The sequence below is a fragment of the Plantactinospora sp. B5E13 genome (assembly GCF_039871775.1).
In the GTDB taxonomy this organism is placed as follows: Bacteria; Actinomycetota; Actinomycetes; order Mycobacteriales; family Micromonosporaceae; genus Plantactinospora.
Window position 1 is genome coordinate 41,244 of record NZ_JBDPLT010000027.1, and the last position, 21,356, is coordinate 62,599.

The 21,356-nt window shown below is 71.0% G+C and carries 17 protein-coding genes, 1 tRNA gene, 1 other RNA gene and 1 pseudogene; 6 read left to right on the plus strand and 14 right to left on the minus strand.

Going from position 1 to position 21,356, the window contains the following annotated elements:
- Window positions 1-4 precede the first annotated feature (4 nt).
- Genes ABGB05_RS23080 through ABGB05_RS23090 form a run of 3 tightly spaced genes read right to left on the minus strand, consistent with a single transcriptional unit; the run spans window position 5 to window position 3,225 of the window.
- The gene (locus ABGB05_RS23080) at window positions 5-1,108 is read right to left on the minus strand and encodes a 3-dehydroquinate synthase II (protein WP_347655551.1); all 1,104 of its coding nucleotides are present in this window, start codon (window positions 1,106-1,108) and stop codon (window positions 5-7) included.
- 36 nt (window positions 1,109-1,144) lie between these two features.
- Complete coding sequence (locus tag ABGB05_RS23085; RefSeq protein ID WP_347655552.1) at window positions 1,145-1,972, minus strand: 2-amino-3,7-dideoxy-D-threo-hept-6-ulosonate synthase; 828 nt, start codon at window positions 1,970-1,972, stop codon at window positions 1,145-1,147.
- A gap of 14 nt (window positions 1,973-1,986) precedes the next feature.
- A complete protein-coding gene (locus ABGB05_RS23090) occupies window positions 1,987-3,225 on the minus strand; it encodes an aspartate kinase (protein ID WP_347655553.1) in 1,239 nt (412 codons plus the stop codon).
- A 177-nt stretch (window positions 3,226-3,402) separates the two neighbouring features.
- Here ABGB05_RS23090 and ABGB05_RS23095 point away from each other — a divergent pair, with 177 nt between their 5' ends.
- The 4 genes and pseudogenes from ABGB05_RS23095 to ABGB05_RS23110 form a co-directional block, all read left to right on the plus strand.
- Window positions 3,403-4,992, plus strand: coding sequence for an FAD-dependent monooxygenase (locus ABGB05_RS23095; RefSeq protein WP_347655554.1), 1,590 nt, complete (start codon window positions 3,403-3,405; stop codon window positions 4,990-4,992).
- 181 nt (window positions 4,993-5,173) lie between these two features.
- Complete coding sequence (locus ABGB05_RS23100; RefSeq protein ID WP_347655555.1) at window positions 5,174-7,132, plus strand: anthranilate synthase family protein; 1,959 nt, start codon at window positions 5,174-5,176, stop codon at window positions 7,130-7,132.
- 127 nt (window positions 7,133-7,259) lie between these two features.
- Complete coding sequence (locus ABGB05_RS23105; protein WP_347655556.1) at window positions 7,260-8,477, plus strand: 3-deoxy-7-phosphoheptulonate synthase; 1,218 nt, start codon at window positions 7,260-7,262, stop codon at window positions 8,475-8,477.
- A 124-nt stretch (window positions 8,478-8,601) separates the two neighbouring features.
- Window positions 8,602-9,042, plus strand: a pseudogene (locus ABGB05_RS23110) (isochorismatase family protein); the annotation flags it as partial.
- Between the two features lie 16 nt (window positions 9,043-9,058).
- Here the strand turns inward: ABGB05_RS23110 and ABGB05_RS23115 are convergent.
- From ABGB05_RS23115 to ABGB05_RS23130, 4 genes are all read right to left on the minus strand, one after another.
- A complete protein-coding gene (locus ABGB05_RS23115; protein WP_347655557.1) occupies window positions 9,059-10,204 on the minus strand; it encodes a methyltransferase in 1,146 nt (381 codons plus the stop codon).
- Window positions 10,205-10,259: 55 nt separating this feature from the next.
- Window positions 10,260-11,024 carry a glucose 1-dehydrogenase gene (locus tag ABGB05_RS23120; protein WP_347655558.1) on the minus strand — a complete coding sequence of 255 codons (765 nt, stop codon included), beginning with the start codon at window positions 11,022-11,024 and terminating at the stop codon, window positions 10,260-10,262.
- Between the two features lie 372 nt (window positions 11,025-11,396).
- Window positions 11,397-11,999 (minus strand): malonic semialdehyde reductase, encoded by a 603-nt coding sequence (locus ABGB05_RS23125; protein ID WP_347655559.1) that lies wholly within the window; start codon window positions 11,997-11,999, stop codon window positions 11,397-11,399.
- A gap of 57 nt (window positions 12,000-12,056) precedes the next feature.
- The gene (locus ABGB05_RS23130) at window positions 12,057-13,547 is read right to left on the minus strand and encodes an MFS transporter (RefSeq protein ID WP_347655560.1); all 1,491 of its coding nucleotides are present in this window, start codon (window positions 13,545-13,547) and stop codon (window positions 12,057-12,059) included.
- A gap of 266 nt (window positions 13,548-13,813) precedes the next feature.
- On the opposite strand from ABGB05_RS23130, the gene ABGB05_RS23135 reads away from it, so the two are divergent.
- Entirely contained in the window at window positions 13,814-14,329 is a 516-nt protein-coding gene (locus ABGB05_RS23135) for a cupin domain-containing protein (protein ID WP_347655561.1), read from the plus strand.
- Between the two features lie 30 nt (window positions 14,330-14,359).
- On the opposite strand, the gene ABGB05_RS23140 is transcribed toward ABGB05_RS23135, so the two are convergent.
- Window positions 14,360-17,185 carry an AAA family ATPase gene (locus ABGB05_RS23140; protein ID WP_347655562.1) on the minus strand — a complete coding sequence of 942 codons (2,826 nt, stop codon included), beginning with the start codon at window positions 17,183-17,185 and terminating at the stop codon, window positions 14,360-14,362.
- 48 nt (window positions 17,186-17,233) lie between these two features.
- On the minus strand, window positions 17,234-17,635 hold the full coding sequence (locus ABGB05_RS23145; protein ID WP_347655563.1) for a hypothetical protein: 402 nt from the start codon (window positions 17,633-17,635) through the stop codon (window positions 17,234-17,236).
- A gap of 230 nt (window positions 17,636-17,865) precedes the next feature.
- Here ABGB05_RS23145 and ABGB05_RS23150 point away from each other — a divergent pair, with 230 nt between their 5' ends.
- Window positions 17,866-18,252, plus strand: a complete 387-nt coding sequence (locus ABGB05_RS23150; RefSeq protein ID WP_347655564.1) for a hypothetical protein — start codon at window positions 17,866-17,868, stop codon at window positions 18,250-18,252.
- A 248-nt stretch (window positions 18,253-18,500) separates the two neighbouring features.
- On the opposite strand, the gene ABGB05_RS23155 is transcribed toward ABGB05_RS23150, so the two are convergent.
- From ABGB05_RS23155 to ssrA, 5 genes are all read right to left on the minus strand, one after another.
- Window positions 18,501-19,040, minus strand: coding sequence for a DUF3322 domain-containing protein (locus tag ABGB05_RS23155; protein WP_347655565.1), 540 nt, complete (start codon window positions 19,038-19,040; stop codon window positions 18,501-18,503).
- 1 nt (window position 19,041) lies between these two features.
- Window positions 19,042-19,287, minus strand: a complete 246-nt coding sequence (locus ABGB05_RS23160; protein WP_347655566.1) for a hypothetical protein — start codon at window positions 19,285-19,287, stop codon at window positions 19,042-19,044.
- Window positions 19,288-19,761: 474 nt separating this feature from the next.
- Window positions 19,762-19,834: transfer RNA gene (locus tag ABGB05_RS23165), tRNA-Ala, on the minus strand.
- 118 nt (window positions 19,835-19,952) lie between these two features.
- Window positions 19,953-20,543 carry a YqgE/AlgH family protein gene (locus ABGB05_RS23170; RefSeq protein WP_347655595.1) on the minus strand — a complete coding sequence of 197 codons (591 nt, stop codon included), beginning with the start codon at window positions 20,541-20,543 and terminating at the stop codon, window positions 19,953-19,955.
- A gap of 427 nt (window positions 20,544-20,970) precedes the next feature.
- Window positions 20,971-21,346: a transfer-messenger RNA gene (gene ssrA / locus ABGB05_RS23175) on the minus strand.
- Window positions 21,347-21,356 lie beyond the last annotated feature (10 nt).

Sequence of the window (21,356 nt, forward strand, 5' to 3'; positions counted from 1 at the left end):
CGGCTCACTGCTCGCGGCAGAACTCGTTGATCGGGTAACCGACATGCCGGTCCTCCACCGGCAGGTAGCCGAGGACCCGGTCGCCGGGCTTCAGTTCGGTGCTGTTGAGTACGGCCGCACCGGGCCCCAGCACCCGTACGTGCCAGTCGTCCTGGAGGATCAGGTTGACGGTGGTGCCGTTCGGCGCCACCGCGTCGATCGAGAGCAGGGGTCGGGATTCGATCTTCACCCGACCGACGGTGACCACCCGGGTACGGCCCTTCACGTCGACCGCCAGTACCTTGGCCCCCGCCCTCAGCTCGCTCAGGTAGCTGGTACGGCTGTTGGTCGAGAGCGTGTACGACATGATCGCGCCGGCGTTGACCCGGAACGGCCGGGTCGGCATGTACGGCAGCGGGTGGGTCTCGCTGACACAGAGGATCATGCCCTTGGAGTGCGAACCGACCAGGATTCCCTCGTCCTCGTTGAAGTAGGTGCAGGTGTCGACGCAGGCGCGTTCGCCCATGCCGACGTGGGTGACCCCGGTGACCTCCAGCTCGGTGAGCGTCAGGTCGTCCGGGCGGTATTGGGCCGCCGCCTTGAGGTCGGTGGCCACCCCGACCCGTTGCGGCGCGACCATGACGCCGTCCGAGCCGTGCTCCAGGACACCGAAGATGATCTCGGCTTCCTCGATGTCCTCGGCCACCGTGATGATGCTGCCCTTGGCCCCGGACGCCGCCGCGATGACAATCTCCAGCGGGATCTTGGTGGGGTCGCGGAACCGCAGCAGACTCCACGGGTCGGTCCGGGCCACCTGGCAGGCCCGGTCGAGCGAGGCCGCGTCGACGATCTCGACGTACCGGCCGAACTCGACGTCCGGGTACCGGGCGGCCAACTCGGCCGGGTGCCCGTGCGTCGTCTCGTCCACGATGACAACGTCCGCGCCACCAAGGTCCTCGGGAAGTTCGCCCTCCCCCGGCAGCAGCACCCTCGTCACGGTCGGCGGCAGTCCCGCCAGCGTCTCCGGGTCGGCCGCGACGATGCCGTCGACCCGCTGGTGCACCCCCTCCTCGATGATCGCGGCGCGGGCTGCTCCCGCTTCACGTACGTCCAGCCAGCAGAGCTTCACGACTTCCTCCTCGATGCGGGTGTGGCCGGTCCGCGCTCAGCGGACGGTCGCCGGGAACCGCTCCGGTTCCGGGGTGGATCTGGGCGGCACGGACTCGCGGTGGATCAACGCCGACATCTCCCTGGTCAGCCGCGCCGGGGCGTCCGCCTGGAAGACGTTGCGTCCCATCGCCACTCCGGTCACGCCGGCCCGCATCGCCTCGGCCACGTACGCCAGCACCTCGGTCCGGTCGGTCCGGCGTGGGCCACCGGCGACGACGACCGGAACCGGGGCGTTGCGGGTGATGTCGGCCATCTCGTCGACGGAGCCGACATAGAGTGTCTTGACAATGTCCACGCCGAGGTCGGCGGCGACCGTGACCGCGTGTGCGACCAGCTCCGGATCACGAGGGTTGTGCACCTGTGGGCCGCGCGGGTACATCATGGCCAGCAGCGGCAGGTTCCACCGGTCACACGCCTCGGAGACCATCGCGAGGTCGGCGATCTGCCGCGCCTCCTCGCGCGACCCCAGGTTGACGTGCACGCTGACCGCGTCGGCGCCCAGCCGCAGCGCCTCCTCCACCGTGGCGACCAGGTACTTGGCGTCCGGGTCCTCGGCCCGCACGGTGCTGGCCGACAGGTGCAGGATCAGCGACAGCTCGCTGAACCACCGGTGGTCGACGTAACGGAGGCTGCCCTTGTGCAGCACCACGGCGTCGACGCCGTTGCCGGCCAGCTGACCGATGAGCCGGTCCACTCCGGCACCCCCGGTCACCGGGCCGTCGGTGACCGAGTGGTCCAACGGCACGACGAGCAGCCGTCTGCTGTCGTGTCGGTAGAGCCGGTCGAGCCGGACGCGCCGTCCGAACGCGGTGTTGGTTGCCATGGTGTACCCCCGTTTCACCTGGACGCCATCGACCAGTCTTGATCGAGTACGAGCTTCCGGTGCAGCAGCGCGACCGCGTCCAACGCCCGGTCCAACGGAACCGTGACCGAGGTGCGCAGTTGCGACGTGAAGAGCCAGGACGTCGGAATGCCGGCGGCGGTCAACTCGGCGAGCAGCGCGGCGGTGTACCCGGGTCGGCTGAGCAGGCCCACCCCCACCAGGGACACCTTGGCCACGTGCTCGTCGAGCACCAGCGTGGCCCCGACCGCCGCCAGCCGGCGCCGCAACTCCGGTGCGACCCTGTCCAGATCGCCGCGCTGCATGGTGAACCCCATCCGGAACTCGTCCTCGAAAGGACCCGAACGGGCCACCAGGTCCAGCGGCGCGTGGTACTCCGCGAGTACCGACAGCAGCTCGCCGGCCAGGTCCCGACGCGGGCCGTCGCACCGGATCAGAACCCGCACCACGTCCAGCTCGTGGCACACCGCGAGCACCCCTGGGCCCTCCAGCGACGGTCCCGCGCCACGTCGACGGACCGTGGTGCCGGCGCTGTCCCGCAGGGCGTTGCGCACCCGCAGCTCGATGTCGCGCGCCGCGGCCAGCTCCGCCGCCCGTGAGTGCAGCACCTTGGCACCGGCGAACGACATCTCCACCGCCACCTCGGCCGGAACCTCGGGCAGTACCCGGGCTCCGGGAACCACCCGGGGCGCCGCGCTGTAGATGCCGTCGACATCGGTGTAGATCTCACAGGCGTCGGCGTCCAACGCCGCCGCCAGTGCCACCGCGGTCGTGTCGGAGCCACCCCGGCCCAGGGTGAGTACGTCGCCGGCGGCGTCCACGCCCTGGAAACCGGCGACGACCACCACTCGCCGCTCGGCCAGGTGCCGGGCGATGCGGGTGGTGTCGACGTCGGCGATCCGACCGGCACCGGGTGGTCCCTCCGCGACGACGCCCGCCTGGGCGCCGGTCAACGACACCGCCGGCACGCCGATCGCCGCCAGCGCGGTGGCGGCCAGCGCGGCCGAGACGATCTCGCCCGTCGCCAGCAGTTGGTCCGTCTCCCGGCCGGCCGCGCTGCCGCCGAGCGTGGCGGCCCGGCCGAGCAGCTCGTCGGTGGTGTCGCCCTGCGCCGACACCACCAGCACGACCGACGTGCCGGTGGCGTGCAGGTCCGCGACCGAGGCGACCGCGCGACGGACCCGGTCGGCGTCGGCCAACGAGGTGCCGCCGTACTTGCGCACCACAATTCGCATGAGACTCCCCGGGAAAAAGAACAGGAATTCGCCGCGGTCGAATCGGACCGGTACCGAAAACGTTAGTGAGCACTCGGCGGTCGGCGAACTACCTACCCGAGTAGTCGGCTGACTGGCTCGCGCTGTTTCTGGCCTGACGTACTGTCCCGGCGGCCGGAATGCGGCACGCTCGACCACATGCCAACCGCCACCTCAGAGCCGCCGGTACTCATCGTCGGCGCCGGGCCGGTCGGTGCCACGCTCGCCGCCGTCCTGGCCCAGCACGGTGTGCCGAGCCTGGTCGTCGACCGGGCCCGTACCGCCTCGCGTCACCCCAAGATGGATTTCCTGAACGGCCGGAGCATGGAGCACTTCGGGCGACTCGGGCTGGCCGAGGAGATCCGGTCACTGGGTGTCCCCGCCGACCACCTGTTCAACTTCCAGTGGATCGAGACGCTCGACCGGCCACCCGTGTCGGTCTGGGAGTACCCCTCGGTGGACCAGGTCCGGGTGCGGATGGCAGAGCTCAACGACGGCACCATGCCACGCGAGCCGTACCAGCGCGTCATCGGTTCCCGACTGGAGGAGCTGGGCCGGCGCCAGCTACGCCGGTCGCCGCTGACACGGCTCCGCGAAGGGTGGGCCTTCGAGGGCTTCCGCCAGGACGCCGACGGGGTGGACGCGACCCTCGCCACCGCCGACGGCGAGCGGGAGACGGTCCGGGTCCGCTACCTGGTCGGCTGTGACGGCGCGAACAGCACGGTACGTCAGGCGGCCGGCATCGACAGCCGCTCGGTCGAGCCGGAGGTGACGCACCGCGACGTCTTCTTCCGGAGCACCGATCCGGTGCTGCACCGGCACGGCCGGTTCTTCCTCACCATCGCCGCGCGCGGGCTCACCCTGGTCTCCCGGGACGGCGACCAGCTCTGGACCGGTACGTTCCCGCTCTTCGAGCCGGAGCAGCGCGACGTCGACCCGGTGACCGAGCTGCGCAGCCGGCTCGGCGTCGACGTCCGGGTCGACGAGGTGCTGGTGGTCGCCGACTGGGTGGGGCGGCTGGCCGTGGCCGACACGTACCGTCGCGGCCGGGTCTTCGTCGCCGGTGACGCCGCGCACCAGTTCTTCCCGACGGGCGGACACGGCGCCAACACCGGCATCGGCGACGCCGTCGACCTGGGCTGGAAGCTGGCCGCGACGGTGCACGGCTGGGCCGGACCCGGTCTGCTCGACAGCTACCAGGCGGAACGCCGGCCGGTGGCGCTCTTCAACCGGGAGATGTGCGCGAACCTGCTCGACGTGTGGCGACGCTACCCGACACTCGCCGCCGCCGGCGCCTCCCGCGCCCAGCTCGCCGGTTTCCTCGACCAGGAGCGGCACCAGATCGACAACATCGGCATCCACTTCGGACAGCGTTACCACGACTCACCTGTGGTGCCGCGGGAGTCGGGCAGCGAGCCGGCCTGGGACTGGCGGCGCATCACACCCACCAGCTGGCCGGGCGGCCGGCTGCCGAGCGTACGACTCGCCGACGGCACCGAACTGTACGACCTGCTCGGTCCGGTGCTGACCCTGCTGGACTGCTCCGGCAGCCACGCCGGCAAAGGGCTGGTCGACGAGGCGGCCGGCCGTGGGCTGCCGTTGGCCCACGTCGTGGTCGACGAGCCGCACGCACGGCAGGTGCTGGAGCGGGGTCTGGTGCTGGTCCGACCGGACCAGCACGTGGCCTGGCGGGCCGATCAGGCACCGGCGGACCCGGCCGCGCTGCTCGACCTGGTGCTGGGCCACTGACCACCGACCCGGTCCACGCCGGATGACCCGTCCGGCTCGACCCGGGTAGCCACGGCCGGCACCTACCGCTGCTGATGCTGACCGAACCGTCACCGGACCCGACACCGCGCCGATCTCCGGCCCACGGGCTTCGGACGCCCGCCACCGACGATCCGCTGTCCCTTCACTGGAAGCGAGCGAGATGACCTGGCTGCACGACGTCCTCGACCCGGATATCCCGGCGTTCGCCCTGCTGCACCGACCGGACTCCGACGGCGACCGCGTCCTCCTGATCACCGGTACGACGTGCACCGTACCGAGGCTGGCCGACCTTCCCGTGCCGGTCGGTCGCCCGGAGGTCGCCGGCCCCGACGTGCTCGCGCTGGTGCCCTACCGGCAGATCGCCGAGCGGGGCTTCGCCTGCGTCGACGACGGCACGCCGTTGACGGCCCTGCGGGTGCACCGGTGGCGTGCCCTCGACCGGGACGAGGTCCTGGCCGGACTGCCGAGGGTCACGGCGCCGCTGCGTGACGTCGGCTTCGACCTCGACGACCGGCGGTACGCCGACCTCGTACGCCGGGTCGTCGACGACGAGATCGGCACCGGCGAGGGCGCCAACTTCGTCATCAAACGCTCGCTGTCGGCAGAGATCGTGGGATACGCCGAGGAACCGCGGCGGCACGCGCTCGCGGTGTTCGGCCGGCTGCTGGCCGCGGAGACCGGCGCGCACTGGACGTTCCTCGTCCACACCGGCGGCCGCTCGCTGGTGGGGGCGAGCCCGGAGCGTCACGTCACCGTGGTCGACGGCGTGGCCACCATGAACCCGATCAGCGGGACGTTCCGCTACCCGCCCGGTCCGCCCGACCTGGCCGCGCTCCGTGACTTCCTCGACAACGGCAAGGAGGTCGACGAGCTGTACATGGTGCTCGACGAGGAACTCAAGATGATGGGCCGGCTCTGTCGAGGCGGTGGCGAGGTGATCGGCCCACGGATCCGGCCGATGGCCCGCCTCGCCCACACCGAGTACTTCATCCGGGGCCGCACCGAACTCGACGTACGACGGGTCCTGCACGAGACGCTCTTCGCGCCGACCGTCACCGGCAGCCCGCTGGAGAGCGCCTGTCGGGTCATCGCGCGGTACGAGCCGGGCGGACGGGGCTACTACGCCGGTGCGCTCGCGCTGATCGGTCGGGAGCCGACCGGGCAGCGGGTACTCGATTCGGCGATCGGGATCCGTACCGCGGACATCGACCCGACCGGCCGGGTCCGGATCGACGTCGGCGCGACCCTGGTCCGGCACTCGGATCCCCGGTCGGAGGCGGCGGAGACCCGGGCGAAGGCGGAGTCCCTGCTCGCCGCGTTCGGTGACGGCAGCGCGCCACCGGTCGCCCCGGGTTGGCGCGACCCGGGACTCTGGCGGGACCCGGACCTCGAGCGCGCGCTGGCCGGACGCAACGAGCGTCTGGCGCGGTTCTGGCTACAGTCGCCGGAGGCACGGTCCCAGCCGGTGGCGTCGCTGCTCGGTCGGCGTGTACTGGTGATCGACTGCGAGGACAACTTCACCGCGATGCTCGGGCACCAGCTGACCGCGCTCGGGCTCGACGTGACGATCCGCCGCTTCGACGCCGACCACCGGCCGCAGGAGTACGACCTGACGGTTGTCGGGCCGGGACCGGGCGATCCGCGGGCGGCCGGACATCCCAAGATCGCCGCCATGCGGCGGGTCATCCGGCAGCTCCTCGAGCAGAACCGCCCGCTGCTGGCGGTCTGCCTGGGTCACCAGGTCCTCGCCCAGCTGCTCGGGCTGCCGGTCCGCCGCCTACCGACCCCGAACCAGGGGGCGCAGCGGACGGTCGAGGTCTTCGGCCGCGAGGAGGAGTGCGGCTTCTACAACACCTTCGCCGCGTACGCCTCGGCGGATCTGCTGCCGGCACCGGTGCCGGGCGGGGTGGTCGAGATCTGCCGTGACCGGGAGACCGGCGTGGTGCACGCGACGCGCGGCGAGCGTTTCCGGTCGATGCAGTTCCACGCGGAGTCGGTGCTGACCCGCCGGGGTGTCGAGCTCATCAGCCGGGTGAGCACCGAGCTGTTGGCCGGTACCACGCGCGTCCCGACGGCACCACCCCGGGCGGACGACCCGGCACCGGCTCTCCTGCCCTGAACCTTGGCCGTGCGTCCGGTCCGCCGACCCGGTCGACCGCCGGGTCGACGGGTGCATCCGAGATCGACCACCCGAACCGGACGTCCGATCCGGTCGGGTGGCGTACCGCGTCACGAGAGGAGTCCCGGTGATCGGCGAACAGACGCTGACCCGTCCGGGTGAATTCGCCACCGAACTACACGAGCGGGAACTCGACTACCTTCGGCTCCTTCCGGCGGAGCAGCAGCCCGCCTGGACGAACGAGTGGCTGGCCGAACGTGTCCGGGCCGACCTCGCCGGGATGCCGCCGCTGGTGGGCTGGAACGAGGTGCGTGGCCTGCGTCGGGCTCTCGCCGAGGTCGCCGCCGGCCGGCTGCTGGTCATACAGGCCGGTGACTGCGCCGAGGATCCGGCGGAGTGTACGCCCGGGCAGCTGTCGTACAAGGTCGGTCTGCTCGACGCGCTGGCCGGCGTACTCCGGACCCGGACCGGCCAGCCCGTGCTGCGGGTCGGCCGGATCGCCGGCCAGTTCGCCAAACCCCGTACCCGGCCCACGGAGATCCGGCACGGCATCGAACTGCCGGTCTTCCGGGGCATGCTGATCAACGGCCCGGAGCCGGATCCGGTGAGCCGCCGGCCGGACCCGTTACGGATGCTCAGCTGCCACCGCGCGGCGGGCCTCGCGGTGGACTATCTGTGGCACACCGCCAGCTGGGCGCCGGATCCGACGACGACGGTCTGGACCAGCCACGAGGCGCTGGTCCTGGACTACGAGCTGCCCCAGCTCCGGCGGCTACCGGACGGGCGGCTGCTCCTCACCTCGGCACACTGGCCGTGGATCGGAGACCGGACCCGGCAACTCGACGGCGCGCACGTCCGGTTGCTCTCCTCGGTCGCCAACCCGGTGGCCTGCAAGGTGGGGCCCGGCACCGGCCGGGAGGAGCTACGCGAGCTCTGTGCCCGCCTCGACCCGCGGCGTGAGCCGGGGCGCCTCACGCTCATCGCCCGTCTCGGCGCGGACCTGGCAGCCCGCCGCCTGCCCGAACTGGTGACCGCGGTCCGGGACGCGGGTCACCCGGTCATCTGGCTCTGCGACCCGATGCACGGCAACACCGTCACCGCCCGCGACGGACGCAAGACCCGGTTGCTCGAACAGATCGTTCAGGAGGTGCGCGCCTTCCGGCGGGCGGTCGCCGGGGCCGGCGGCACCGCCGGCGGGCTGCACCTGGAAACGACACCGCACGACGTCACCGAGTGTGTACCGGACGCCGACCACCTCGACCGGGTCGGTGACCGTTACACGTCGCTCTGCGACCCCCGACTCAACCCGGAGCAGGCCCTGCGGGTCGCGGCGAGCTGGACCTGATGAGGAGACCGTAGTGAGCATTCCGCGCATCAGCCCGTACCCGATGCCCGACCGGGACGACGTTCCCGAGACCCGGGTGGCCTGGCGGGTCGACCCGGCCCGGGCCGTCCTGTTGATCCACGACATGCAGCGGTACTTCGTCCGCTTCTTCCCCACCGGCGAGCAGCCCCTCGTCGACCTGGTCCGCAACATCGAGCGACTGCGCCGGCACTACACCGCGCTCGGGGTGCCGACGGCGTACACCGCCCAACCGGGCGGCATGTCCGACGAGGAGCGCGGACTGTTGAAGGACTTCTGGGGCGCCGGTATGACGACCGCTCCCGAGCATCGTGAGGTGGTGGACCCGCTGCAACCGGCGCCGGGCGACCTGATGCTCACCAAGTGGCGGTACAGTGCCCTGCACCGTACCGAGCTGGTGCCGTTCCTCCGCCGTACCGGTCGCGACCAGCTGATCATCTGCGGGGTGTACGCCCACGTCGGCTGTCTGATGACCGCCGCCGAGGCGTTCGCCAACGACATCCAGCCGTTCCTGGTCGCCGACGCGGTGGCCGACTTCTCCCTGGAGTACCACCGAATGGCGCTCACCTACGCCGCCGAGCGCTGCGCGGCCGTGCCGACCACCGACGAGCTGGTCGCCGCCGCCGGGGCCGCGCCGGTGCTGGCCCGCCCCCGCGGGTCCAGGACCGGTGACCGGCGCGGATAGCCGCCGGTCCGGAGAACGAACGCCGTCCCGCCGGTTCGAAACCGGCCTCCGCGAACCACTGCTCGTACTCGGCACACGTGTAGACCATGCCCTCGCCGGAGGCGACGGTCAGGAAGTACGCCGAGAGCGCGGCGGCCAGGTCGGGACCGGTCTCGTCGTCGTCCGCCCCCGGGGTCACCACGAAGATGCCGGCACCCGGCTCGACCGCCCGGGCGGCCTTGGCGATCAGGTCCTTGTTGCGCTCGACCGACCAGATCTCCAGGAAGTGCCCGAAGAGCACGGCGTCACAGCCCTTGGGGAACTCGTCGTTGAACGCGTCGAGCCCCACCGCCCGTACCCGGTCCTGCAGGCCGAGGGAGGCGATCTTCTGGTTCGCCGTCTCCGCGATCGTCGGCAGGTCGACGATGGTGACCCGCAGGTTCGGCCACCGGCGTGCCAGGTAGGTGGCGTTCACCGCGGTGCCGCCGCCCACGTCGAGCAGGTGGGTGTACGGCGACAGGTCGAGCTGCTGGACGAGTTCTTCGGCGACGAGCCGGCTCACCGAGCCCATCATGTTGTGGAACGTCGTCTCACGCTTCGGGTCCAGCGCGAGCCGGCCGTACAACGTGGGCGAGTCGCCCGGGATCTCACGCTGCAACCCGATGTTGGTGTTCGCTTTGAGCGACTCGTAGAACCAGGCCATCGGCCGGTAGTTGACGTGCTGTTCCCACGGGACGAAGGCGGCCGGCACGTCGTCGAGCTTGCCGGCGAGCGGCTCGGAGACCGGGGTGTTGTGGTATCCGTCGCCCTCCTTCCTCAGCAGTCCGGCCGAGACGCAACCGAGCAGCAGGATCCGGGCCGGTTGCTGCTCGATGCCCAGCCGCTCGGCGACCTGGGCCCGGGTGAGCCCCGGTTCCCGGCTGAGCAGTTCGAAGAGCCCGAACTCGCAGGCGGCGCTGAGGTACTGGAACCGGTAGTGCGCGTAGAACAGCTCGCGGAGCGGTTCGATGTGGGTCAGCTGGGGATCGGTCGGGGTGAGCGACATGGCTCCACTCCTTCGGGATTGCGGACAGCGGGATCGTGGTGGGTCGACACTGTGGTCAGGCGCGTGCTCCGCCGTCGACGACGAGGTCGAGTCCGACGGTGAACCCGGACTCTGGCGAGGCGAGCCAGAGCACGGCGTCGGCGATCTCGGCCAGGGTCCCGACCCGGCCGACGGGCAGGATCGCGCCCATCCGGGCGGCGCGCTCGGCTTCCGACTCGCCGGGCAGGAACGACATCTCGGTGTCGCACGGGCCGGGACTGACCGCGTTGACCCGGACCCCGCGACCGATGTACTCCCGGGCCGCAGTACGGGTCAGCGCGCTGATCGCGGCCTTGGTCGCGCCGTACGCCCCGAGGCCGGGCACGGTCACGTGCGGCCCCACGGCCGAGGACATGTTGACGATCGTCCCGCCGCCGTTGGCCGCCATGTGTTCGAGTTCGTACTTCATCGACAGCCAGGTGCCGGTCAGATTGGTGGCGAGAACCCGCGACCACTCCGACTCGTCGATCGTGGCCACCGGTCCCGCGGCGGCGAGGACGCCGGCGTTGTTGACCGCCACGTGCAGTCCGCCGTGCTCGCGTACGGTCGTCGTAACCAGTCGGGCCACGTCCGCGGCCCGGGTCACGTCCGCGACGACGTGGTCCGCCCGGCCGTCCCGTTCCTCGACGAGTTTGACGGTTTCCCGCAGCGGATCCGGATTCCGTCCGGCCACCACGACGGTGGCCCCCTCGTCGGCGAAGGCCAGGGCTATCGCCCGGCCGAGGCCCGAGCCGCCCCCGGTGACGAGCACCGTCCTGTCAGTGAATCGTTGGGCCAACACGTCGCCCTCCATCGGCTGGTCGAAACTTCGGGCGCACTCGCCCGGATGCAACTGGAGGGACGCGACCGCCGAGGCGGCACGATGCGGTCGCCGATCGCCCGGCCGGACCGGCACGGCGACGTCCGCCGGGCCGTTTCCGCCTGGGATGTGATCCGCGTGTGGGCCACGCGGTCGCCGGCCCGGAGCCGGCCGACCACGCCCGCCGTCATCGCATCGCCGTCGGGTCGGACCTGCTGGTCCGGCCGGACGGAACCTGTTGTACTCGCCACCCCGCCCGGCCCGGTCCACTCAGGGTGGAGACCGGTACGGGACGGGACGCGCCCCCGTTGGTGGTGCACTGTTCGGTGCGGGTCATCAGAGCCCGCCGTGGTTTCAGTGGTTGCTGAACACCCGGTCGTACGAGAGCCGTGGCAGGCGGTCGTACCAGGCGTTCGGCCCCGGCCTGCCGACGTTCACCACGGCCAGGGCGCGGTGCCGGCCACCGGGGAAGAACTCCTCGCTGACCTTGTCCGCCTCGAAACCGGTCATCGGCCCGGCGGCGAGCCCGATCGCCCGGACCCCCAGGATGAAGTACGCGACCTGGAGGGTCGCATTGAGCAGCGCCGACTCGACCCGGGCCGCTTCCTCGGCGAAGAAGATCTCCTTCGCCTGCGGGAAGACCGGGAACTGCTCAGGCAGGTTCTCGTGGAATTCGAGGTCGGCGGCGAGCACGGCGTTGAGCGGGGCCGCGGCCGTCTTGCCCTGGTTGCTGTCCCACATCAGCGGGACGAGGCGGCTCTTCGCCGCCTCGGAGCGGACCAACGCCACCCGCAGCGGCTGCTGGTTGAACGAGGTCGGCGCCCACTTCACCAGGTCGTACAACGCCTCGATCTGCTCGTCGGAGACCGGTTCGTCGGAGAAGGTGTTCGCTGTCCGTGCGTCACGGAACAGCAGGTTCTGGGCAATTTGATCAATGAGTACGTGGTCAGACGACATCGGGTCGTCTCCTTCCTTCGTCGAGGATCCGGGGTGCCGCGGACAGCGCCGCGAGCGTCAGGGCCGTGGACGGGAGATGTCCGGGTTGGCGAGGGTCGGCCGGTCGTCCGCCGATCCGGCGTTGGCGAATGCCGGCGTGTCCCCCTGCGGCACGACGGCGCGGGCGCCGGCGCGGAGCCAGAGCATCAGCGGCACGCCGAGCGCGGCCACCACCGCCGCGGTGAGCAGGGCCGCCGACTGGCCGTCGCTCAACTCGGCGAGCGGTGCCCCGGCCGTCGTCGCACCGTGGTGGGCGATCATGCTGAGCACGGCCACGCCCAACGCCCCACCGACCTGCAACGTCGTACTGACCAGGCCGGAGGCCGCGCCCATCACCGGGCCGTCCACCCCGTTCGTGCAGACCACGAAGGCACTGACGATCGCGGCCCCGCAGCCGAGGGACCAGACCATGCCGGGCAGCACGAACGAGGTCAGGATCGGACCGTCGGCGCTGAGCGCCACCGACCACCAGGCGAGCGCCACGGCCTGCAGGGCGAGCGCACCACCCAGCGCGTTGATCGGACCGATCCGGGCGAACATCCGGCTGACCAGGTTCGAACCGAGGAAGAGGCAGACGCTGATCGGCATGGTCCAGAGCGCGGCCTGCAGCGGGGTGTGACCCCTGGCCAGTTGCAGGTGCAGGGTCAGTACCAGGAAGACGCCGAAGAGCATCGCGCCGGCCACGATGTTCGCACCGTTGCCCAGCACCACCCCCCGCATCCGGAACAGCAACCGCGGAACCAGCGGCTGCGCGGCCGTCGCCTGCCGGAGGACAAAGGCGACGAGCAGGACCGCAGCGCCGAGGAAGGCGAGCAGGACCGCCGGTTCGCTCCAGCCCTGCACCCCGCCACGCAGGAGTCCGAGCAGCAGCAGACAGAGCCCGCCGGTGCTGGTCAGCACGCCGATCAGGTCCACGCCGCCGGTACCGGCCGGCGGCTGTGCCGCCAGCAGCCGTACGCCGAGGACCAGCACGACGATGACGATGGGAATGTTGATCAGGAAGGCCCACTGCCAGGCGACGGCGGTCAGCAGTCCACCGAGCAGGGTGCCGGCGGCACCGCCGAAACCCCCGATGCTGGCGAAGATCCCGAGCGCCCGGAACCGGCTCGGGCCCTCCGGGAACGTGTCGGTGACCAGGGCCAGGGCGGCCGGGGCGATGAACGCCGCCCCCAGCCCCTGCGCGCCCCGGGCGACCACGATGTGCCACGCCTCGGTGGCGAGCCCGCAGGCCAACGAGGCGACGCCGAACCAGATCAGTCCGAGCAGGAGCACCCGGCGCCGACCGAGCAGGTCGCCGGCCCGGCCGCCGAGCATCATGATCCCGCCGAAGGTCAGGATGTAGGCGTCCATCACCCAGGCCAGGTCCGCGGCGGCGAACCCGAGGTCGCGCTGGATGGAGGGGAGCGCGACGTACACGATGCTGGCGTCCAGCACGACCATGAACTGGGTGACCGCGAGAATGCTGAACGCCGCCCACGGGTTGTGCCGACGTGTGCTGGTACCGCTCATGCTGATTCCTCGGCAGTCGACGTACGGCGCACCTGGTCCCGGCGGAACACCCGTGTGCCCTTCGCCTCGAAGCCTCGCCTGCCCGGACGTGACCAGGCATCACGTGTTCACGCCATTGGCGATCGACGTCGGTCGGACTGCCCGTCCGGCCATCTCCCGAAGATCCGTGATGCCCCCGGCGGTTCCGGCGCGGCACGCTTGACGCGATCGGTGACGATGCGGAGGGGGCTGCCTTGTCAGAGGTTGACGGACGGAACGGACCCGTGGTGGCACACGTACCCGCCGACGGCGGGGTCCCGCTGTGGGTGCCGGAGGCGTTGCCCGGTCCGTTCGCCGAGGGCGAGGGGCCGCTGCTGTCCCGGTACACGTTGTTGGCGTCGGCCGAGACGACCGGCGGCGCGCTGACCGGGGTGAGCATCGCCGTCCCGCCCGGCAACGGTCCGCCTCCGCACCTGCACGCCGGCTCCGACGAGTCCTTCTTTGTCCTGGAGGGCACGTTCGAGGTCCGCGCCGGCGACCGGGAATTTGTCATCGCCGCCGGCGACTACGCGTTCATCCCCCGGGGGACCATGCACAGCTGGCGTAACACGACCGGGCGAGCCGGCCGGATGCTCCTGCTCTACACGCCCAGCGACATGGAGCAGTTCTTCCGGGACATCGGCCGGCCGGTCCGGCCTGGCGAGAAGGACGAGCGGCTCACCCACTCCGACGTGCGACGTGCCGAAGCCGTCTCCCGACGCCACTTCGGCCCCCTGCCCGGCCCCGGCGACACCGCCACCTGACCGGCTCGGCTGGACGGCGCTCCTCAGCGGTCAGGGTTCCCGGCCCGGCTGGTCGTTGGTGAGCACCAGCCGGGTCAGATCGACCCGACTCGAGACACCGAGCTTGGCGAAGGCGTGCCGGATGTGACTGTCGACCGTGTGCGGCGACAGGAAGAGACGGTCGGCGATCTGCCGGTTGGTGTGTCCGTCGGCGACCAACCGCGCCACCCGCAGCTCCGACTCGGTCAGGCTCCCCCAGCCGGTACGGGGGCGACGCTCCCCCTGCGCCCGCGCGGTGCGCACCCCGAGTGCGCGTAGCCGGTGCCGGATCCGGGTGGCGTCCCGCTTGGCACCCGCCGCGGCGTACTCGTTCAACGCCGACTTCAGCAGGGAGATCGCGGCGCTCGAGTTGCCTGCCGCGTACTCGGCGACACCGGCGTCCTCGGTCGCCGAGGCACGGCCGTACGGGCGCGGGCTGTCCGCCAGCGCGACCACCGCGTCCCGCAGGGCGTCGAGGTTGCCGTGCAGTAGCCCTTCCGCGTGCCGGCTGGCCCCGGCCAGCGAGGCGCTGCCCGGGTTCAGTTCGGCCGCCGCGCGGGTGGCGCGGACCGCCGCCGCCGCCCGCTCCGGGTCTCCGGCGTTCAACGCCATCCGGACCAGGTGCGGTCCGGCGAAGGGGTTGTGCACGATCAGGTACAGCCGCTCCGGAAGGGCGTCGTACAGCCGGGCCAGTGCGTCGAGCACGCCTTCCGGCCGGCCCGTCGCGTCCGCGTAGAGCGCCTGCTCCCAGGCGAGTTCCTCGGCGATGACGCCGATGCCGCTGTGTACGTGGTGCTGGGCTCGGCGCAGGTAGTCCAGCGCGCGCGGCAGGTCGTCGCGGTGCAGGGCGATCTGCCCGAGCGTCGCCAGCAGCGACGGCACCACCGCGCTCGCCCCCAGCTGTTCGGCGACCCGCAGTCCCGCCTCGGCCACCGCCTCGGCGTCGTCGAGCCGGCCGGCGGCCAGGCACAGGTCGGCGTGCAGGTGGTGCCAGAGCGGCCGGGACCAGGCCGTGCCGAGCTCGTCCGTCGCCACCTTGTCGGCGGCGTACGCGGCGGCGGCCTCGTCGAGCTGGTCCATCGCGGCCAGCACCATGCCCCGCCACAGCGCCGGATGGCGTTGCCGTGCCTCGCCGCCGACCTCGTCCGCCAGTCGCACCGCCGCTTCGGCGTACTCGGCGGCGGTGGTCAGGGCGCCTCGTGCGTACGCCGCCACGCAACGCGCCTCGAGCGCGAAGACGACGGCGGAGTGCTCTCCCACCGGGCCGCCCAGCTCGGCGGCGAGCCGGGCGGAACGGTCCGCCGCCACGATGTCGTCGATCTGCAGCAGCGCGTGGGCCTGGATGGCGAGCAGGTGGGCCCGTTCCCCGGTCGGCACGTCCGGCAGCGCGAGCGCGCGGTCGGCGTACTCGATCGCCGCCCGGTCCTGGCCGGCGTGCTTGAGCGCTTCGGCGAGGCCGAGCAGGATGGCCGCCTCGGTCGGCGCGGCGAGGCCCCGGCGGAGGTACACCTCACCGAGTTCGCGGGCCTGGGCGAGACGCCCGGCGGACGCCAGCAGTCGTACCGCCCCGGCGACCAGTCCGACGCGTTCCGGATCACGGCCGGTGAACGTCCCGAGCACGCCGAGGATCAGGTCGGCGGCGGTGCCGGGGGCGGTCGGAGCGACCTGGGCGACCGCTTCCCGCACCACGGCCAGGGTCCGAGGGTCGTCGGGCAGCGCTCCCCTGATCAGGTGCTGCGCGATCTCGCCCGCCGGGCGTCCCTCCGTCTGGAGCACGCCTGCCGCCACCCGGTGCAGCGCCTGCCGGGCCGGGCCGGAGAGCCGACCGTAGATGGCCTCCCGGATCAGGTCGTGCCGGAAGGTGAAGGCGGTGGGGCCGTCGAGCAGCATTCCGGCGTCGACCGCCTCCTTCGCCGGGTCGAGCAGGCGGACCGCCGGTTCGTCGAGTACGCCCGCGACCTCGTGCAGCGTGAACGGGCGGCCCAGCACCGACGCCGCCTCCAGCAACCGCCGTACGCCGTCCGGGAGGTCGCCGAGGCGCTGGTCGACCGCGGTGAGGAAGCCGACGGGAAGTTCGTTGCCGACGGGGACCGCCACGCCGTCGACGATCCGGATCCGGTCTCCGTCACGCAGGCTGGTGAGTAGGGTCTCCAGGAGGAACGGATTGCCGCCGCTGCCGCGGACCAGGGCGAGCAGCGACTCGCCGGGCTGGGCGCCGAGAATCTCCACGCAGAGTTCGGCGACGGCCTGCTCCGGGAGCGGGCCGAGGGGCAGCCGGCCCGCTCCCTCGGCGATCAACCAGTCGAAGACGTGCCGCGTGGACGATCGTGCCGGCAACGGCCGGCAGGCCAGCAGCCACAGGACCGGCGACGAGCGCAGCGCCGGCACGAGTATCCGCAGCGTCAGCGCGCTGAGCTCGTCGGCCCACTGCACGTCGTCGAGACAGACCACCAGTGCGTGCTGTTGGCTGTAGTTCTCGATCAGCCCGGTGAGCTGGTCGACCAGCCAGAACCGACCGTCCTCGTGTCTGCGCAGGTTGGTGAGGTCAGACCTGCTCAGCACTGGCTGATCCGACCCGCTCAGCGCGTTCAACAGGGTGCTGAGCGGCGCGACATGGTCGAGTTCGGTCGCTCGTCCCCGGGCCATCACCAGCCCGAGTTCAACAGCCTGGTCCGCAACCTCGGCCAGCATCCGGCTCTTGCCGATACCCGCCGGTCCCTCGATGATGACGCAGCCACCGTTGCCCGCGGCCAGGGACAGCAGGGCGGATCGAAGCCGCTGCTCGTCATCGGCCCGTCCGACGAGCGGGATCGTGTCGTGGCCCGCCCCTGTCCGCATGGGTATCGAACCTACCGGCTGCTGCCGTGCCCGACGGGGGCATCGGTCTCATCCGGGGCCGCCGGCGTACATGCTTCCGGGCGCGACGGGGTCGGTTCGGACCGGGTGGACGCCGGGTGGACCGACGCCGACCTCGTCCTCGTGCCCGAGCACGGTATGCGCGGCTTCCCGGAAGTGGTCTACGACACAGTCGCCACCGGTCGGACGGTCACCGGGACCTTGGGGTCCCGGCGGTACCGCACTCCGCGAGCCGGAGAACGGGACCCCCGGATCGGTCTCGGCGCCGAACGCCACCTGCCGCAGCAACTCCGGCGCGATGTTCAGCCGCGACTCGGTGCCCACAAAGGAGCGGGACCGCAGCGGCTGCACCCGGTACGCGGATACACCTTCCCCGAACCGCTCGTTGAGCGCGACGAGCTCATCCTCCAGCCGTGCCCGCAGAGATGTCATGGGCCTCCTCACGGTCATGTCCGCGGACACCAGCGGTGTCATCACGGCGATCCACCGGCCGACCGCCCCGGTCCGGCTGGCTCAGGTCGGTCTGTCGCGGGTCACCTGGCCTGGTGAGACCAGCGCCGGTGACTGCCGGGTGAGCGGGTCACGTCAGGTGCTTGACTGGTCAATTTTCCCCGCGTAAATTTCACATACATCGATATGTTTCTCTGGAAAGTGGGTGCAACGTGCTGAAGTCCCTCGCTGTCGCCGCGGCCGTCGCAGGCGTGCTGGCCACCGCCTCTCCCACCTCGGCGGCAACCGCGCAAGCAGGTTACGGAATCTGGCCACCCGGGAACTGCACGCAGGGCACGTTCTGCGGTTGGGCCAACACGGATCACCCGCCGGAAGGTCCCACCGCGCCTCCGTCCCTGGTCACCACCACGGACTGGGCCGGCAATGTCACGGTGTTCAACTTCTACAACTACACCTCCCGCAACGTCGACATCACCTGGACCGCCAACTGGGGCGGGACGGTCTACACCGGCACCCTCTGCGCCACCTCCGGCGACGGGCACCTGTACGTGCCCGTGACCGTGACGAGGGTGGACTTCCACACGCACAACTGCCGCTGATCCTCCACACGGCGAGTCCGACACCCATCGATCGACAAGGAGGTGAACCGTGCTGAGGTCCTTCGCTGTCGCCGCAGCCGTCGCAGGCGCGCTTGCCGCCACCTCTCCCGCCTCGGCGGCGCTTTCCCAGACGTCGGACGACATCTATCCGCCCGGGAACTGCCCGCAGGGCGTGCTCTGCGTCTGGCCCGAGTTCAACCCTTGGGGGACTCCGTCCCTGGTGACCGACGCCAACTGGTCCGGCAGGATCACGGGTCTCCCGGCACGTCGACGTGCCGCAGGTACGTCTCCGGCCGCCCGTTCCGGTCGATCCAGAGCACGGCGTCAACCAGGTTGCTCCACCGATCCGCGTGCCCGAGCACCTGCATCGGATGGGCCGCCATCCAGTCCAGTAATGCCGGTGCGCTGACCTGGGTGGCCTTCAGTAGTCGTTCGTACGTCGCCACCTGCGCACCAACCCGCAACAGTGCCCAGAGTTGCTCGGGAGTGTCGATCACCGCCCGGGCGGGCACACGGTTGGCGCCGATCAACCGGCCGCCGACGGTACGCTGCTCAAGCCGTACGAGATCCGTGTCGACCTTCCGCCATCGGCCGATCCACTCCTGAGCCGCGCCGAAATGATCGGCCAGTTCGGCTGCGGTCGGGGCGCGCAGCGGTACGACGACCGGCTGCCACGGCGTACCCCGTCCCAGCGCAGTCAGGAGCTCCCCCGTCTCCCATCGACGACGCAGCCGTTCGACCAGATCGTCGGGCTCGGTCCAGCGTGGTACCCGCGAGGCAGCGGCCATGTCAGGCCTGGGACGCGGACGACGCGCCCAATTCGTGTGCCTGCCGCCGCTCGTGGTACTCCTCGATGGTCAGGCTCTGCAAGCGCGAGTAGTTGCCGTTCGGGTTGTCCACGAACCCGACCGCGGCCACGTACGGTTCGATGACGTGGATCTTCTGCAACGGGGTCACGATCAGCAGTTGCAGGCCGATTCGTTGGAACAGGGCGAGCGCGCGCCGCCATCCGGCAGCGTCTACGCTGTGACCCACGGCCACCGCAAGATCCGATTGTTTGTCCACAACACACAGACGATCACGCGGTGGCCGCTCCGCATTTACCGACCCGCACCAAGATCCCGAACGACGGCTGCCGTACTTCTACCGGGTCGGACACAAAGGCGCTCAGGGATGCCAGCATCCCGACGGACACCGGTCTGCACTTACACGACCTCCGGCACACGGGCAGCACCTGGTCCGCGCAGAGCGGCGCGACTCAAGGAGCTGATGGCTCGGACCGGCCATTCAAGCACCCTGGCTGCGATATTTTGTCAGCACGCGATCCGTGATCGCGATCACACCATCGCGGCAGCGCTGGACGCTCTGATCACGGAGGCGAGAACCAAGATCACAACCTGGTCTGGCACAGATCTGGCACGTGACGTTCTACCGGTGCCAGATACGACGAACGCCCTGGCCCGGAAGTCTCGCTTCCGACCAGGGCGCTGGTCTGACCTGCGGTTTGGGTGGAGCCGAGGGGACTCGAACCCCTGACCCCCACACTGCCAGTGTGGTGCGCTACCAGCTGCGCCACGGCCCCTCACCTGCTGCCCGGTCTCCCGGGCACTCACGGAATAGTACACACCTCCGGCGCCCCGGTCATCCGGGGCCCCACCGCGCGCCGCCGGCCGCCCCGACCGGCCCGAACCAGGGGCCGATCAGTTCATCAGGACGTCCGGCGGGAAGTGGGCAACCGCCGCCATGATGCCACCCTGCCGGCGCAGCACCATCGCCCAGAGATCATCCGGCCGTTCCATGAAGGCGTCCCCGGGCAGCGCGTCCAGGACGAACCACGAGCCGCGGGCGACCTCCTCCTCCACCTGCCCGGGCGACCAACCGGAGTAGCCGGCGAAGACCCGGATCCCGGTGACCGCGTCCCGGAGCTGCTCCGGGTCGACGGAGAGGTCGACCGTGCCGACCGAGCCGGTGACCTGGTGGATGCCTTTCACCCGCTGGTTCGGCGTACGCATCCTGGCCAGGCAGATCGCGGACTCCGGCTGCACCGGGCCGCCCTCGAAGAGCACCGCCGGGTCCCTGGCCAGCCCGCCCCAGGCGCCGAGCACCTCGGAGACCGGCACCTCGGTCGCCCGGTTGAGCACCACGCCGAGCGCGCCGCCGGGCTCGTGGGCGACCAGCAGCACCACGGTCCGGTCGAAGTTGGGGTCCTTCAACGCAGGGGTCGCGACCAGCAGTTGCCCGGTCATCGACTCCATCGACCGTCCCCCGATCGCCTGCCCCTCACCGAACACGCCCGCCACCCGCTACTCGGCCCGCCCGGACGACACGAACCGCAGGTCGGCCCGCCGCGTCGATCCGTCGGAGAGGCCAACACCGGGCCGCGGGGAGGCGACCCAATCCGCAGCGTCGATGGTGATCCTGCGCGCAGTAAACGCCATGCCTCGCACCATAGCCTGGACCACTGCGGATGGTTAAGGCCTGGAGGGCCAGTCCGCTGAGCGCTTTGCTGACAGCTCAATCGGCCAGGAGGCCATCCAGAACAGCCGAGGAACCGGACGGCGGCCCGAGCGGGACCGGCAGCCCGGCCCGGCCCCAGAGCTGGACCGGTCGCCTCGCCCAGCGCTGGACCGGTCGCCTGGCCGGTACGGGTGCGGATGGAGTAACCGGCGCAGACACAGCTGTGCCCCGGTCGGTGTGACCGGGGCACAGCCAAGGTGTCCGTGGAGGTGCCGGGAATCGAACCCGGGTCCTTCGTCGCCTTGCCAGGGCTTCTCCGAGCGCAGCTCGCTGTGCCTCTACTCGGCCCCTCCGATCACGCGAGCGAGTCGGTGTGACGGGCCCAGTCGCTGATTAATCTCGCCGCACGAACCCCGCGACCGGGTTCGATTGGCCAGCCTCCTAGCTGATGCCGGCTAACTGGGCCGAAGGCACTCCCAGGCCGACAGACTAGCTACTCGCCTCAGGCGGCGAGAGCGTAGTCAGCGCGATTGCTCTTGGCGCTTATTGGTTTCCGACGACCGATTCTCGAGACGACGTCGGCTTCCTCGGCTCGCTTCCCCTGCCTCAACGTACGAAGTCGAAACCAGTCACCCCCTGGTATCCCT

Excerpts from the sequence above, each read along its gene's own strand:
- ABGB05_RS23125 (WP_347655559.1), bottom strand. The coding sequence starts at position 11,999 with ATGTCGTCTGACCACGTACTCATTGATCAAATTGCCCAGAACCTGCTG.
- ABGB05_RS23090 (WP_347655553.1), bottom strand. The coding sequence starts at position 3,225 with ATGCGAATTGTGGTGCGCAAGTACGGCGGCACCTCGTTGGCCGACGCC.
- ABGB05_RS23095 (WP_347655554.1), top strand. The coding sequence starts at position 3,403 with ATGCCAACCGCCACCTCAGAGCCGCCGGTACTCATCGTCGGCGCCGGG.
- ABGB05_RS23145 (WP_347655563.1), bottom strand. The coding sequence starts at position 17,635 with ATGACATCTCTGCGGGCACGGCTGGAGGATGAGCTCGTCGCGCTCAAC.
- ABGB05_RS23140 (WP_347655562.1), bottom strand. The coding sequence starts at position 17,185 with ATGCGGACAGGGGCGGGCCACGACACGATCCCGCTCGTCGGACGGGCC.
- ABGB05_RS23100 (WP_347655555.1), top strand. The coding sequence starts at position 5,174 with ATGACCTGGCTGCACGACGTCCTCGACCCGGATATCCCGGCGTTCGCC.
- ABGB05_RS23155 (WP_347655565.1), bottom strand. The coding sequence starts at position 19,040 with ATGGCCGCTGCCTCGCGGGTACCACGCTGGACCGAGCCCGACGATCTG.
- ABGB05_RS23115 (WP_347655557.1), bottom strand. The coding sequence starts at position 10,204 with ATGTCGCTCACCCCGACCGATCCCCAGCTGACCCACATCGAACCGCTC.
- ABGB05_RS23085 (WP_347655552.1), bottom strand. The coding sequence starts at position 1,972 with ATGGCAACCAACACCGCGTTCGGACGGCGCGTCCGGCTCGACCGGCTC.
- ABGB05_RS23130 (WP_347655560.1), bottom strand. The coding sequence starts at position 13,547 with ATGAGCGGTACCAGCACACGTCGGCACAACCCGTGGGCGGCGTTCAGC.